Annotated in this window: 12 protein-coding genes and 1 pseudogene; 8 read left to right on the top strand and 5 right to left on the bottom strand. The window is 60.8% G+C overall.

Annotated elements, in window-relative coordinates; genetic code table 11:
* Positions 1-655 precede the first annotated feature (655 nt).
* Positions 656-862, top strand: a complete 207-nt coding sequence (locus FHT71_RS28620; RefSeq protein WP_132595333.1) for a hypothetical protein — start codon at positions 656-658, stop codon at positions 860-862.
* Positions 863-1,066: 204 nt separating this feature from the next.
* Positions 1,067-2,107: a fatty acid desaturase gene (locus FHT71_RS28615; RefSeq protein WP_132595331.1), complete on the top strand. Its 1,041-nt coding sequence runs from the start codon at positions 1,067-1,069 to the stop codon at positions 2,105-2,107.
* Between the two features lie 163 nt (positions 2,108-2,270).
* On the opposite strand, the gene uvrB is transcribed toward FHT71_RS28615, so the two are convergent.
* Entirely contained in the window at positions 2,271-5,279 is a 3,009-nt protein-coding gene (gene uvrB / locus FHT71_RS28610; protein ID WP_132594327.1) for an excinuclease ABC subunit UvrB, read from the bottom strand.
* A 178-nt stretch (positions 5,280-5,457) separates the two neighbouring features.
* Here uvrB and FHT71_RS28605 point away from each other — a divergent pair, with 178 nt between their 5' ends.
* The 4 genes and pseudogenes from FHT71_RS28605 to FHT71_RS28590 all read left to right on the top strand — a co-directional run bounded on the left by FHT71_RS28605 (position 5,458) and on the right by FHT71_RS28590 (position 7,402).
* Positions 5,458-6,117 carry a dihydrofolate reductase family protein gene (locus FHT71_RS28605; protein WP_132594325.1) on the top strand — a complete coding sequence of 220 codons (660 nt, stop codon included), beginning with the start codon at positions 5,458-5,460 and terminating at the stop codon, positions 6,115-6,117.
* 82 nt (positions 6,118-6,199) lie between these two features.
* Complete coding sequence (locus tag FHT71_RS28600) at positions 6,200-6,526, top strand: hypothetical protein (protein ID WP_132594323.1); 327 nt, start codon at positions 6,200-6,202, stop codon at positions 6,524-6,526.
* Between the two features lie 151 nt (positions 6,527-6,677).
* Positions 6,678-6,857 (top strand): annotated as a pseudogene (locus tag FHT71_RS28595) (hypothetical protein); the annotation flags it as partial.
* A 191-nt stretch (positions 6,858-7,048) separates the two neighbouring features.
* Positions 7,049-7,402: a DMT family protein gene (locus FHT71_RS28590; RefSeq protein ID WP_007799405.1), complete on the top strand. Its 354-nt coding sequence runs from the start codon at positions 7,049-7,051 to the stop codon at positions 7,400-7,402.
* A gap of 28 nt (positions 7,403-7,430) precedes the next feature.
* Here the strand turns inward: FHT71_RS28590 and FHT71_RS28585 are convergent, their stop codons facing one another.
* The 4 genes from FHT71_RS28585 to FHT71_RS28570 form a co-directional block, all read right to left on the bottom strand.
* Positions 7,431-7,763, bottom strand: coding sequence for a metalloregulator ArsR/SmtB family transcription factor (locus FHT71_RS28585; RefSeq protein WP_183722985.1), 333 nt, complete (start codon positions 7,761-7,763; stop codon positions 7,431-7,433).
* Entirely contained in the window at positions 7,756-8,202 is a 447-nt protein-coding gene (locus FHT71_RS28580) for an SRPBCC family protein (RefSeq protein ID WP_007799409.1), read from the bottom strand. Before FHT71_RS28580 ends, FHT71_RS28585 begins: the two co-directional genes overlap by 8 nt.
* 70 nt (positions 8,203-8,272) lie before the next feature.
* A complete protein-coding gene (locus FHT71_RS28575) occupies positions 8,273-8,860 on the bottom strand; it encodes a hypothetical protein (RefSeq protein ID WP_132594319.1) in 588 nt (195 codons plus the stop codon).
* A 3-nt stretch (positions 8,861-8,863) separates the two neighbouring features.
* On the bottom strand, positions 8,864-9,250 hold the full coding sequence (locus FHT71_RS28570; protein ID WP_132594317.1) for an acyl-CoA thioesterase: 387 nt from the start codon (positions 9,248-9,250) through the stop codon (positions 8,864-8,866).
* A gap of 319 nt (positions 9,251-9,569) precedes the next feature.
* Here FHT71_RS28570 and FHT71_RS28565 point away from each other — a divergent pair, with 319 nt between their 5' ends.
* Together FHT71_RS28565 and FHT71_RS28560 are read left to right on the top strand one after the other, a co-directional pair.
* Positions 9,570-11,390, top strand: coding sequence for a methyl-accepting chemotaxis protein (locus FHT71_RS28565; protein WP_183722983.1), 1,821 nt, complete (start codon positions 9,570-9,572; stop codon positions 11,388-11,390).
* A 157-nt stretch (positions 11,391-11,547) separates the two neighbouring features.
* Positions 11,548-13,209: an alpha/beta-hydrolase family protein gene (locus FHT71_RS28560; RefSeq protein ID WP_132594313.1), complete on the top strand. Its 1,662-nt coding sequence runs from the start codon at positions 11,548-11,550 to the stop codon at positions 13,207-13,209.
* Positions 13,210-13,273: the final 64 nt, after the last annotated feature.

The raw sequence follows: 13,273 nt of genomic DNA, 5'->3' as shown, positions 1-13,273 counted from the left end.
GCGTCGCGCGCAGCATCCAACTGCTCGTCCCCCCGCAAGAGCTGCCAATTCTGGGCATAGACCAACCCGTCATAATCTCTGAGATGGGACACTAGTTACCTCAACCCATTCTACCCGCCTGGCCCGAGTCTTTGGACACAAGCCAAGTGCGAGCGCTTCAATGACAATGTGGACCAGCTTCTGGTATCGCTTCGGGGAGAGTTGGGGGCAGAATTCGTGATGGCAGATGAGCAGAAACGCCATACCGAGGTCCCGACCCTTGGCGAATTCCTCGCCGCGAATCCCAATCAGAAGCCGATGCGCTAGCATTAGATCGAATGTCCGCAATGGGTGCCAATGGCGGCCTCTGAAATATATCTCCAATCAATCCGCGCACTGGAATTCCATCTTAATTTCCGCGCGCATTCTCTTATTGTTATAGAACGGCATTTGTTGTTTTTTGTGATTTTCATCTCCGGATAATATTTCTTGGCGCTTCTATCAGCCAAGGGCAATCGGTGCTATTTAAGCCGCACTAAGCGCTGTGCCGCAGAAAGATCCCCATGACATACCGGGCGCTTCGTGATCGCGTCGTCATCCGACGCGCCGAAGATGATACCCAATACGAGGGCAGGATTTCCGATACCGCATAGGAGGAACCCAGGAAGGCGGGGTGATGTGCATCAATCACGCCCAGGACGAAAGCGGAAAGCTCAATTTCAAGACGGAAAGGATCGAACCAATGGCCAAGGGACAAATGAGAAGCAACCGCGAGACGCGGAAGCCTAAACAGGAAAAGTCGCCGGTGAAGGTCGAGGCGACCTTCGCCAATCAGGTCAAGGACGCGACGAAAAGCAGCCCAGGCGGCAAGCACAAAAGATGAAGCCAAAGGGAAACGCGCCAGGCGGCCGAGCGCCGTTTGTCAAGCGAGCATCCCCACGCCAACATTCCGAACCTCAGGACATCCAGCAACGATGAACTCTTTTTATGCGATCTATCGCTTCGACTACCCGCTTTTCCTCATTAAATCTGGGGTCGCAATCGCCCTTGTCTCCTCGACATTCATTGCCATGCGCGGAACTATTCTTTGATCGATGCTCTTCACCGCGACCTAAGCCCACCCCTTTTCGACGAAAAGGCTTGGCTCAAGATCATCGCCAATTATCGCCAACCGCATCTCAAACGCAGTGTTTTTGAACTTGCAGTAACGGCCATTCCATTTGCGTTTTGCTGGGCTGGTGCCGTGGCAGCGGTTCACTACGGCTTCTGGGCCGGGCTGGTTCTGATCGTTCCCGCAGCCGCCTTTCTGCTTCGCTTGTTTATGATCCAGCACGATTGCGGCCACGGCTCCTTTTTTGCGCGTCGGCGCATCGACGATTGGACGGGCCGCGTGATCGGTGTCCTGACGCTTACGCCCTATGATTACTGGCGCCGAGCGCATGCGGAGCATCATGCCTTGGCGGGAAATCTCGAGGGGCGCGGCATTGGCGACATAACAACGCTGACGGTATCGGAATATGACCGCCGTTCCTGGACCGGTCGGCTTAGCTATCGCCTGTACAGGCATCCGGCAGTCATGTTCGGCATCGGCCCGGCATGGCTGTTCCTGTTCAAGCAGCGGCTACCCTTCGGCATGATGCGATCGGGTTCCTTGCCCTGGATATCCACCATGGCGACAAATCTGGCGATCGCGCTTATCTCCGCAACATTGATGTGGGCAATCGGAATCCTGCCCTTCCTGCTGGTGCATCTGCCTGTCGCCTTACTGGCCGCAACCGCAGGCATCTGGCTCTTCTACGTGCAACATCAGTTTGAAGAAACCCATTGGTCAAGAGAACCGGAATGGCAATTTCCACATGCGGCCCTTCACGGTGCATCGCATTACGACCTGCCGCTGGCCCTTCGCTGGATCACTGGCAACATCGGTATCCATCACGTTCACCACCTGTCAAGCAGGGTGCCCTATTACCGGCTTCCGGAAGTGCTGAGAGACCACCCGGCATTGGCCGGCATTGGCCGCATCACCATGATGGAAAGTCTGCGCTGTGTAAAACTGGTTCTGTGGGATGAGCACAGCCGACGCCTGATCTCATTTCGCGACGCCGCAAAGCTGCGGCGCGCGCAGTAGTCTGGTCGAACGTACCGTTCGGAGCGGATCGGGCTTCAAATGGTTGAAGGTCGCGGCGCCGGCCTCCTTACCAGCGGATTTGCCAGATACACTGAAGCATGCTCCGGCCGCTGTAGATGCGGTGGGTCGGATGGCCTGCATTGGCCGTAAGCGGTCGTTGCGTCTACCGCCCCGGCCGACCCGTCTTCCCCTTCGTGCGCCCCTTGCGGCGTTGTTCTGCCGGATCCTCATAGCTCCCAACCCCCGTCTTGCCGCGCACCAGCGGGCGGACGTCGTCGGTCTGCTGTTCCAGCGGCGGCGAGACGCGCTTCTTCGTGCCGATCGATTCCCCTGGCTTCTCCGGCAGCTGGCCGGCGACCGGTTTTTCTGTGCGGCCGACGGTCATTTCGTCGAGGGAGTTCCGGCGGAAGAGGCTCTTGCCCGCGGGCTCGGCTATGTCGCGGCCCATTTCGTCGAGGTCAGGCTTGCGGAATAGCGGCGTCGCGCTGTCGGTGCCCGGCCCCATGTCCTCGAGGGTGGGTTTGGCCAAGTAGGAGGTTCCTCGCCCGCCCTCGCGGTTCGAGGCTCCGCCCTTCGGGTTCCGCACCTCACCATGAGGGCTACCCGCCGCGGTCGCAGCTCCGTCCGCATCCTGAGGTGGGCGCGTAGCGCCCCTCGAAGGACGAGGGCGGCCGCCTTCCAGCGCCTTCGACTCTTCTCGCGCCATTGGATCGTCCATGACGGCGAGTTCGGCGGCCTTGAGCCGCTTGATCTCGTCGCGCAGGCGCGCGGCCTTTTCGAAGTCGAGGTCGGCGGCGGCGTCGCGCATCTGCTTTTCCAGCGCGTTGAGATGCGCCTGCAGGTTGCCGCCGACGAGGTTGCCGCCGTCTGCAAAGCCCTTGCCCGAGGCGCCCGATATGTCGGCGCGGACGTGGTCGCGCTCGTAGACCGAGTCGAGAATATCGGAGATCTTCGCCTTGACGCTCTCCGGCGTGATGCCGTGTTCGGCATTGTAGGCCATCTGCTTTTCGCGGCGGCGGGTGGTTTCCTCCATCGCCCGCTTCATTGAGCCGGTGACGTTGTCTGCATAGAGGATGACCTTGCCGTCGACGTTACGCGCGGCGCGGCCGATGGTCTGGACCAACGACGTTTCGGAGCGGAGAAAACCTTCCTTGTCGGCGTCGAGGATCGCAACGAAGCCGCATTCGGGAATGTCGAGGCCTTCGCGCAAGAGGTTGATGCCGACGAGCACGTCGAAGGCGCCGAGGCGCAGATCGCGGATGATCTCGATGCGCTCCAGCGTGTCGATGTCGGAGTGCATGTAGCGTACGCGCACGCCCTGCTCGTGCAGGTATTCGGTGAGGTCCTCGGCCATGCGCTTGGTCAGCACGGTGCAGAGGGTGCGGTAGCCCTTGGCCGCCGTCTCGCGGATCTCACCGAGCACGTCGTCGACCTGGCTGCGGGCGGAGCGGACTTCGACGGGCGGATCGATCAGGCCGGTCGGACGGATGACCTGCTCGGCGAAGACGCCGCCGGACTGTTCCATCTCCCAACCGCCCGGCGTTGCCGAGACGGCGATTGTGTCGGGGCGCATGGCGTCCCACTCCTCGAAGCGCAGCGGCCGGTTATCCATACAGGAGGGCAGGCGGAAGCCGTATTCGGCGAGCGTCGCCTTGCGGCGGAAGTCGCCGCGGTACATGCCCCCGATCTGCGGCACGGTGACGTGGCTCTCGTCGATGAAGACGATGGCGTTGTCGGGCACGTATTCGAAGAGTGTCGGCGGCGGATCGCCGGGGTCGCGGCCGGTCAGGTAGCGCGAATAGTTCTCGATGCCCTGGCAGGAGCCGGTGGCTTCGAGCATTTCGAGATCGTAGCGGGTGCGCTGCTCCAGGCGCTGGGCTTCCAAGAGGCGGCCGGCCTTTTCCAGTTCGACCAGGCGGTGCTTCAGTTCCTCCTTGATCGACTTGATGGCGGCGTTCAGTGTCGGGCGCGGGGTGACGTAGTGCGAGTTGGCGTAGATCTTCACCGATTTGAGATCGCCGGTCTTCTGGCCGGTTAGCGGGTCGAATTCGGTGATGGCGTCGATCTCGTCGCCGAACATGCTTATGCGCCAGGCCGCATCTTCCAGATGGGCCGGGAAGATTTCGATGGTGTCGCCGCGCACGCGAAAAGAGCCACGCTGGAAATCCATGTCGCGGCGCTTGTATTGCTGGGCGACGAGGTCGGCGAGCAGCTGGCGCTGATCGAGGCGGTCGCCGACATTCATCTGGAAGGTCATGGCGGTATAGGTTTCGACCGAACCGATACCGTAGATGCAGGAGACGGAGGCGACGATGATGCAGTCGTCGCGTTCCAGCAGCGAGCGCGTCGCCGAGTGGCGCATGCGGTCGATCTGCTCGTTGATCGAGGACTCCTTCTCGATATAGGTGTCGGAGCGCGGGACGTAAGCTTCCGGCTGGTAGTAGTCGTAGTAGGAGACGAAGTACTCGACCGCGTTGTCGGGGAAGAAGTTCTTGAACTCGGAATAGAGCTGGGCGGCGAGCGTCTTGTTCGGCGCGAGGATCAGCGCCGGGCGCTGCGTCTGCTCGATTACCTTGGCCATGGTGAAGGTCTTGCCGGAGCCTGTGACGCCGAGCAGCACCTGGGAACGATCGCCGTTCTCCAGGCCCTCGACGAGGTCCTTGATGGCGGTCGGCTGGTCGCCGGCGGGTTGGTATTCCGAGTCCATGCGGATCGAGATGCCGCCCTCGGACTTCTCCGGCCGGGCAGGGCGGTGGGGCGTCCAGATCTTGCCGTTCTTGTGCAGCGGGTTGCCGCTCTCGATCAGCGCCGACAAAGCCTCGACCGTGGCGGTGACGGCGGTGCCAGCCTGCAGCGAGGCGGCTTCCTCCAGCGTCGTGTCCATGCCTGCCACCGGATTGAGGCCGGCGGCGGCGCGGGTCTTCGGATCGGTCGAACCGCCCATAGAGGTGCCGCGCGCGGATTTGGAGGCGGCGATCTCCACCTTCATGCGGTGCTTTCCGGCCTTCGAGGCGATCTGGCGCTGGCTCTCGACGCCGGAGGCCTCCGCATCGGCTTCCAGCTGCTTCACCCAGTCGGCGACGGAACCCTCTAGAGGGGCACCTTCAAAAGACGACTGTGGGGCTTCCTCGAAGCCATTCGGGGCGGGAGATTTCTTCGGAGCTTTGGCCATGGCCGGAATATGGCGAGACTCACTGCGAAAGTGAAGAGGCAAAGAGTACAAAAGGGAAACAAAAGAATCGTTCGGATTTGGCAAACAGTGGCGTTTGATTTTTATCTCCACCGGTTGTCGGCACCACCCGCGGCCGACCGTCCTTGGGGCAGTGAACGTTCTCGCCAAGGAGAGAGAGATGCGGAAGATCATTACAGGTGCATTCGTCAGTCTCGACGGCGTCATGCAGGCGCCGGGCGGTCCGGACGAGGATCCGATCGGCGGCTTCAAGTATGGCGGCTGGGCCGCGCCTTATTTCGACGAAGCGATGGGCGAGGCCGTGGGCGAGATGTTCGCCAATCCTTTCGATCTGCTGCTCGGCCGCAAGACCTACGACATCTTCGCCGCGCACTGGCCTTATGTGGCGGCCGACGACCCGATCGGTCCGCTGTTCGACCGGATCACCAAATACGTCGCGACCCGCAATCCGGAGTTCAGGCCCAGCTGGCAGAACAGCCAGGTGCTGGGGGCCGACGTGGTTGGCGCGCTCAGGGCGTTGAAGAGCAGCGACGGCCCGGATCTCCTGACGCAGGGATCGACCGACTTCCTGCAGACGCTGTTCAAGAACGACCTGGTCGACGAACTGCATATTTCATTCTTTCCCGTCGTGCTCGGCAAGGGCAAGAAACTGTTCGGCGACGGCGCCTTTGCTGGCGCCATGAAACTTGTCGGTTCCCGGGTTTCGGGCTCCGGCGTGACCACTAACAAATATGTTCGTAGCGGCGACATCGTGCCCGGCTCGTTCGAGTTCGAACAGCCGACGGCCGCCGAGCTGGAGCGGAGAAAGAGCCTGACGTGAGCGACCATTCAGTGCCGTATGCGGAGAACCGCGCATCGCCGTTGCTCTTCGCGTCGATCGAAAGCGTATGTGGAGGTAAGTCATGGAGGACGTTCCGGTCATCAAAATGCGGCGCAAGGGCAAGAACCTTGAGCAGCGGATGCTAATCCCGAGCGAAAAGATGGTCGTCGACGCCTTGCGGGCGGCTCAAGCGGGTCGTCTGTCGGCTCTGGGGGAGATCAGGCGCACGCTCGCGGCGGAATACGGCGCGGATGCGTGCTGCCCGGTGACGGTGCAGCAGCATCTGGTACCCATTAGCCAGGATGGCAGCGCTCCGTTCTGGCGCGTCGTTGACCCGGACCGTCCATTTGCCCGACGTATGACGGGCGGGCCGCATCGTATTCGCGAGAAGTTGGCGGCCGAACGCTGAGCGACGGTCAAACTGTCGCAGGCGGGAACCAGGACAGCAAAATGCTGACGTTAGACGAGGCTGCCTGTCACAGCGTCAACCTCGCCCATCCCCGGGCGATCCCTCTCTTCGACGGCATCCGGAAATTGCCCGCCTCGCCGCCGCTTTCGGACTGAGGAACAATGATGTCCGCAATGTAGAGCCTGCGCGCGCTACCCCGCAGCAGCGCAACACTGTCATCGCCAGCTATCTCGGCGGGACGCTCGATGCCTTCGATTTCTTGATACTGGTCTTCGTTCTCAAATATATCGCCGAGGAGTTCCACACCGACGTTCCCGCCGTCTCGGATGCCTTCTCGTATTAGGCGCACAGCCCTTGAGGATCTCCCACAAATCAACGTCAATCATTGATTGTGTTTGGAGGACATCTTAGATGTCGCCCTCGGCTACTGGGCAAGCGTGAAGCTGCAAGTCAGTGCAGCCTCTTGCGGAGCGGAAATTTGGCGATACATGCTGCCGCCAGTTTCAACGTCGGGAATCACCCATGCCCTTTGCCTTCAACCCGGCCGCCGTCTGGCCGATTGTGATGCTTTTCGCTTCCAACATTTTCATGACCTTCGCCTGGTATGGGCATCTCAAGCACAAGGGCGCGGCGCTGTTCATCGCCATCGTCGTCAGCTGGGCGATCGCCTTCTTCGAATACTGCCTTGCCGTACCGGCCAACCGTATCGGTTCGGCCGTCTATTCGACGGCGCAGCTCAAAACAATGCAGGAAGTGATCACGCTGCTCGTCTTCTCGGGTTTCTCGGTCTTCTGGCTCGGCGAGAGCCTGACCTGGAACCACGTGATCGGCTTTGCCCTGATCGCGATCGGCGCATCCTTCATTTTCCGCGGTTAGGGCCGACAGGCTGGCTGGCGCGCTACGCCTACCGCTCCACGAAGGCGCGCAGGCGTTCGAGCGCGTCGTCCCATTGCCGGGAGACGCTGTCGAGATAGGCGCGCATTTCGCCGATCCGATCCGGTTGGAATGCGTAGTGGCTTTCCCGCCCGACCTTCGTCGAGTGGACGAGGCCCGCCTGTTCCAGCACGCGCAGATGCTTCGTCACCGCCTGGCGGGTGAGCACGGTGCCGACCGAAAGACCTGCGATCGAGCGTTCGCGCCCGTCACTGAGGGTCGTCAGCAGCGACAGGCGCGTCGGGTCTCCGAGGGCGGCAAACAGGATCGCCGCGTTCTCGCGATGGAGTTCGACGTTAGCGATCGACGTATTCCTTGATGTTTTTCATCTGCGCGGCCCAGCCGCCGTCGTTCATACGGAAGGCTTCCTCGCGCCGGTGCGGCGGGACCTTATCGAAGCCCGATTCCGTGACCGTCAGTCGTGAACCGGACGGCGTCGGCTCCAGGCGGAACTCGACGAGAGTCGGCGGTTCACCGGAATAATCGATATTGGGATCGACGGCGTAGGGATGCCAGGTGAAGGAAAAGAGCTCGGGCTCCTCCATGCGCTTGACGGTCGCCTGCCAACGAATGTGTTCGTAGCCGGGATAGGTGATGTTACCTGTCGAATTCTCGCCCGGCACGAAGGGGCCGTCCAGTTGGACGCGGAACCATTCGCCGAATTCGCGGTGATCGGTGATGGCTTTCCAGACGCGCTCGACTGGTGCATTCAGTTCGATGATCTTCTCGATGCGGTCAGACATATCAGCAACCTCCTGGTTGCCTTTTAATCTCATATCTGTCGTTGATTGGCAACCAAAAAGTTGCGCATCTCTATCCGAGGACGTCATAAATGCGGAAGATAAAGCTGACCTGATAGACCAGATTGAGCCAGATAAAGGCCGCGTGAAAGCGGCGGTTGGCCGTCCATGCGGCAATGACGCAGAGGATGACATAGACGATATTGCGCGCCGGAAACTCCCAGCCGATTGACTGGATGTGATCCGTGCCCTTGATCGCAGTGTCGACGATATCGATGGCATAGGTGAGGGCGAGCGTGCCGAAGAACCAGCGCCGGCGGGAGTAGAAATACTCCTCGTAGCCACCGTATTCGTCGAGCGAGGCGGGGAAGAGCAGGGCGCAGAGCATGAAGAACAGGCAGCAGAAAGAAACCAGAAACAGGTAGATGCCGAAATGCAGCACCGGCACCGCCTGCAGCCGGTATTCCCACCACCAGATGTGGATGATGAAGAGAAACATGGAGGCCGCCCAGCCGAGATGCACGGCATAGGGCCTGGCCTTTGCCGGATGCTGGATAATGCCGGCGATGCCGGTCAGCAGCCGCGCAAGGCTCAGCGAGATCACCATCCCCATCACCACCTTGATGTGGAGAAAGACCTCGGGCGAGGCGACCGTTTCCATGGCTTACTCTGCGGCGACCGGCTTCGGCTTTCCACTCTCGTCGAGCGCAACCATGATGAAGGTCGCCGCTGTCACCTGTTCCATGTTGTTGTAGCGGGCGCGCGTTGCCCATGCCTCGACCGAGAGCGTGATGGAGGTGCGACCGACGGCCTCGATCGTTGTGTAGACCGAGAGCGTATCGCCGATCTTCACCGGCAGGGCGAAGGCCATCTCCTTGACGGCGGCCGTGACGACACGGCCTTTGGCGCGCTCGGACGCGGTGATGCCCGAGGCAAGGTCCATCTGCGCCATGACCCAGCCACCGAAAATATCGCCCGCCGGATTGGCGTCGGCGGGCATGGCAACGGTGCGAAGGGTCAGCGCGCCGTTCGGCTTGGCGTTGTCGGTCATGCAAGGCTCCTGTTCGGCAAGATAGATAGCGATTCCGAAAGGACCGTAGCGCAGATGCCTCTGAAGCGAAACGTAGCGCTGTCCAGAGGCAGTAGGTTCGTCGCCGCATCTGCTACCATAGTTCTATGAGAAATTACCTAGCGCGATTTGTGGCAACCGCTTATTGCCGATATAGATCAATGATTTGCACGGAAATTTGAGCTGCTGACGAAAACGCTCACCCTACGGCAGCTGAGTCAACTCTAATTAAAATTCACGATCCGGTAAGGCCCGCATAGCAGTATTTGACTATTCTCAAATTCTGAACTGTCGGGGCTCAATGCGTAACGTCAAGATTTCCACCCGCCTCTATTCTCTCGTGGGGCTGGCGCTGACTATTCTGGTTCTCGCCATCACCTTCTTCCTCAACTATTCGCACGCGAAGCTGGAGAGCGAGCGCAAGCATGGTCTTGCACAAATGGATGCGACGGCGATCGCCATCTTCCAGAAATACTACAAGCTGGAACAGTCCGGCGCCATGACGCGTGAGCAGGCGCAGACCGCAGCAAAGGACGTGATCTCGGCCATGCGCTACGGCGGTAATGGCTACTTCTGGATCAATGACATGCATCCGACGATGGTCATGCATCCGATCAAGCCGGAGCTGAACGGAACGGACCTGTCCCAGAATAAGGATCCGACCGGCAAGTTCATCTTCGTCGAGTTCGCCAATACCGTGAAGAAGAGTGGCGAAGGCTTCGTCGACTACTACTGGCCGAAGCCGGGCGCGGCCGATCCGGTTCTGAAATATTCGCACGTGGTCGGCTTCGAGCCGTGGGGCTGGGTCGTCGGCACCGGCGTCTACGCTGACGATCTTGCGGCGCTTTATCGCCAGAACGCGATCTTGGCGGCCGGCGCCTGCCTCGTCGGCGCGATCGTCATCCTCGGCGTCGCTTTTGGCATCGTGCGCAGCGTGACGTCTCCGATTGCTCGGCTGAAGGGCGCGATGAACGCCATTGCTGATGAGCGCGACGCCGTCGACATCGTCGACCACGACCGGCGCGACGAGATCGGCGCCATGGCGAAGTCTCTGCTTGTGCTGCGTGATTCCGTCCGCGAGCGAGCCCTGATGCGCGATCGCGAGAGCCGGCACCAGCTGCAGATCGAGGAGGAGCGTCGCGGCAACGAGGCCAACTGGCGCTCGGCAGCGGATCGCCAGACCTTTGCCATCCAGTCGCTCGGTGCGGGACTTGAGAAACTGGCTGCCGGCGACCTCACCGTGTCCATCGGCGATCTCGGCGACGACTACGCCAAGCTGCGTTCCGACTTCAACTCGGCCGTCGATGCGCTGAGCGGCGTCATCCAGGCGATCGCGGAATCGACCCGCGTCGTTAACGACAGCGCCAGCGACATCAGTGAAGCCACGAACAATCTGTCGAAGCGCACCGAGCAGCAGGCGGCCGCGCTGGAGGAGACGGCGGCGGCGCTCGACGAGATCACCGCGACCGTGCGGACCGCTTCGGAACGTGCGGCCGAAGCCCGCGAGATGGTGGCGGAAACCAAGACCAGCGCCGGCAAGTCCGGCGAGATCGTCCGCAATGCGGTCACCGCGATGAACCGCATCGAGGACTCATCAAACCGTATCAGCCAGATCATCGGCGTCATCGATGAGATTGCCTTCCAGACGAACCTGCTCGCGCTGAATGCCGGCGTCGAGGCGGCGCGTGCAGGCGAGGCGGGCCGCGGTTTTGCTGTGGTAGCACAGGAAGTGCGCGAACTTGCGCAACGCTCCGCCAATGCCGCCAAGGAGATCAAGGTATTGATCCGCACCTCGGCAAGCGAGGTCGGCAACGGCGTGACGCTGGTGCGTTCCACCGGTGATGCGCTGCTTGAAATCGAGGAACTGGTCAATCGCGTCAACAATCACGTGACCTCGATTGCGACTGCAGCGCGCGAGCAGGCCACGGGACTCAACGAGATCAACACGTCCGTCAACCACATGGATCAGATGACGCAGCAAAATGCCGCGATGGTGGAGGAGACGACGGCCGCAAGCCAGACGCTGGCCGAAGAAAGCCGGCAGCTGGGCACCTTGCTGGCCAATTTCAGGCTGCGCGCCGCCGGTGGCAGCAGCGCGGGACGGATTGCCCGCGCTGCCTGATTAGCTGACTAACAAATAGGCCAAGGGTCTCCCGGGCGACGCCACGGGGGACCTTTTTCGTGATGCCTACCTGCCCGTTGCGTCCCTTGAATTTGCGCTTTCAGATAGTAAGGTGCAGGGCCGGTCGTTATCGGCGCGAGAAGCAAGAGAGGAACGCATGAGACGTTTGCTGCTGCGCCTATTCGCATCGCTTTCGACGCCGGGGTTGGCACTTGGCTTCATCTTCTTTGCCGCGTCGCTGACGCCGAGCCTCATGCCACGATCCTTCTTTGTTCAAGGCGCGCTATCCGGCATCGCCGCCGCCGTAGGGTATCTGTTCGGGGTAACCTTTACATGGCTCTGGAAATACCTAGAGCTGCCGATGCCGGCGGGACGAAGACTGCCCGGCAACTTGATCGTTTGCGGACTTGGTATTGTGCTGTCAGTGCTCGTCCTGTGGCGCGCTGCGGGATGGCAGAACTCGATCCGCGACTTATGGCACATGGAGCGGGTCGATACGGCTGAGCCCTTCAGCGTCGCCTTTGTCGCAATCGTCGCCTTCTTCATTGCGGTTCTGATCGGTCGGCTGTTCCGGCTGACGTGTTTGTTCCTGTCGGAATGGCTATCGCGCTTCGTGCCGCGCCGCGTTTCTCAAGTGATCGGGGGTGTCCTTGCGATCGCACTCTTCTGGTCTGTCGTTGACGGCGTGCTGCTGCGTGCAGCGTTGCATCTAGCCGATAGTTCATTCCAGAGGGTCGATGCGCTTCTGGAAGACGGCGTCCCCATGCCAGGTGATCCGGCAAAGACCGGAAGCGCCGCCTCGCTTGTCACTTGGGAGGGACTTGGGCGTCAGGGCCGTAATTTCATTGTGTCCGGCCCGACAGCTGCGCAGATCGGCGATTTCTGGAAGACGCCGGCGCGCGAGCCGCTGCGTACCTATGTGGGTCTGAACAACGCGGAAACGATTGAAGAGCGCGCAAAGCTCGCGCTCGAAGAGATGAAGCGCCAAGGCGCGTTCGAACGCTCGCTCCTCGTCATCATTGCTCCGACGGGAACTGGCTGGATCGATCCGGAGGCAATGGATACGCTCGAATATCTGCATCACGGCGACGTGGCGAGCGTCGGGCTTCAGTATTCGTATCTCACGAGTTGGTTGTCGCTGCTGGTCGAGCCGGAATACGGTTCTGCGTCCGCCAGGGCGTTGTTTCGGGAAGTCTACGGTTACTGGACGACCTTGCCACGGGACGGGCGACCGAAGCTTTACCTGCACGGCCTCAGCCTCGGAGCGCTGAATTCGCAGGTCTCGGCCGATATCTTCGACATCGTGGCGGATCCATTTCAGGGGGCGTTTTGGAGCGGGCCGCCTTTTGAAAGCAGGATGTGGCGAGACGTGACGGCGGCGCGCAATCCCCAATCGCCTGCGTGGTTGCCGCAGTTCCGCGACGGGTCTCTCATCCGGTTCACCAACCAGACGAACCAGTTGAATATTCCCGGCGCAAACTGGGGACCCATTCGCATCGTCTATCTGCAGTATGCCAGCGATGCCGTGACGTTCTTCGATCCCTATTCTTTCTATCGGGAACCGGCCTGGATGAGGCGTCCGCGCGGGCCGGACGTTTCGCCGAGCCTGCGCTGGTTTCCCGCGCTGACGATGCTGCAATTGCTGGTCGATTTGGCGATCGCAACGAGCTCTCCGATGGGGTACGGCCACGTCTATGCTCCGCAGCACTATATTGACGGTTGGGTTGCCGTGACGGACGCGAAGATTGATGCCGAGAAGATCGATGCGCTGAAACGGCTGTTCGAGGCCCGATCGGTGCAGGCAGGCGTAGGTGACTAGTTATCCACAGTCAGCGTCCTAAACCGGGAAACGCTGTGCATTAACCATGGTTGTTAGCTTTTCA

The organism is Rhizobium sp. BK060 (assembly GCF_014193145.1).
Classification (GTDB): domain Bacteria; phylum Pseudomonadota; class Alphaproteobacteria; order Rhizobiales; family Rhizobiaceae; genus Rhizobium.
The sequence above is the reverse complement of the archived record's forward strand: the minus strand, read 5'-3'. Positions and strand labels throughout refer to the sequence as shown.

Coding starts and splice junctions, on each gene's coding strand:
- FHT71_RS28570 (WP_132594317.1), bottom strand. CDS start 9,250: ATGACCGACAACGCCAAGCCGAACGGCGCGCTGACCCTTCGCACCGTT.
- FHT71_RS28565 (WP_183722983.1), top strand. CDS start 9,570: ATGCGTAACGTCAAGATTTCCACCCGCCTCTATTCTCTCGTGGGGCTG.
- FHT71_RS28580 (WP_007799409.1), bottom strand. CDS start 8,202: ATGTCTGACCGCATCGAGAAGATCATCGAACTGAATGCACCAGTCGAG.
- FHT71_RS28605 (WP_132594325.1), top strand. CDS start 5,458: ATGCGGAAGATCATTACAGGTGCATTCGTCAGTCTCGACGGCGTCATG.
- uvrB (WP_132594327.1), bottom strand. CDS start 5,279: ATGGCCAAAGCTCCGAAGAAATCTCCCGCCCCGAATGGCTTCGAGGAA.
- FHT71_RS28590 (WP_007799405.1), top strand. CDS start 7,049: ATGCCCTTTGCCTTCAACCCGGCCGCCGTCTGGCCGATTGTGATGCTT.
- FHT71_RS28560 (WP_132594313.1), top strand. CDS start 11,548: ATGAGACGTTTGCTGCTGCGCCTATTCGCATCGCTTTCGACGCCGGGG.
- FHT71_RS28620 (WP_132595333.1), top strand. CDS start 656: ATGTGCATCAATCACGCCCAGGACGAAAGCGGAAAGCTCAATTTCAAG.
- FHT71_RS28575 (WP_132594319.1), bottom strand. CDS start 8,860: ATGGAAACGGTCGCCTCGCCCGAGGTCTTTCTCCACATCAAGGTGGTG.
- FHT71_RS28600 (WP_132594323.1), top strand. CDS start 6,200: ATGGAGGACGTTCCGGTCATCAAAATGCGGCGCAAGGGCAAGAACCTT.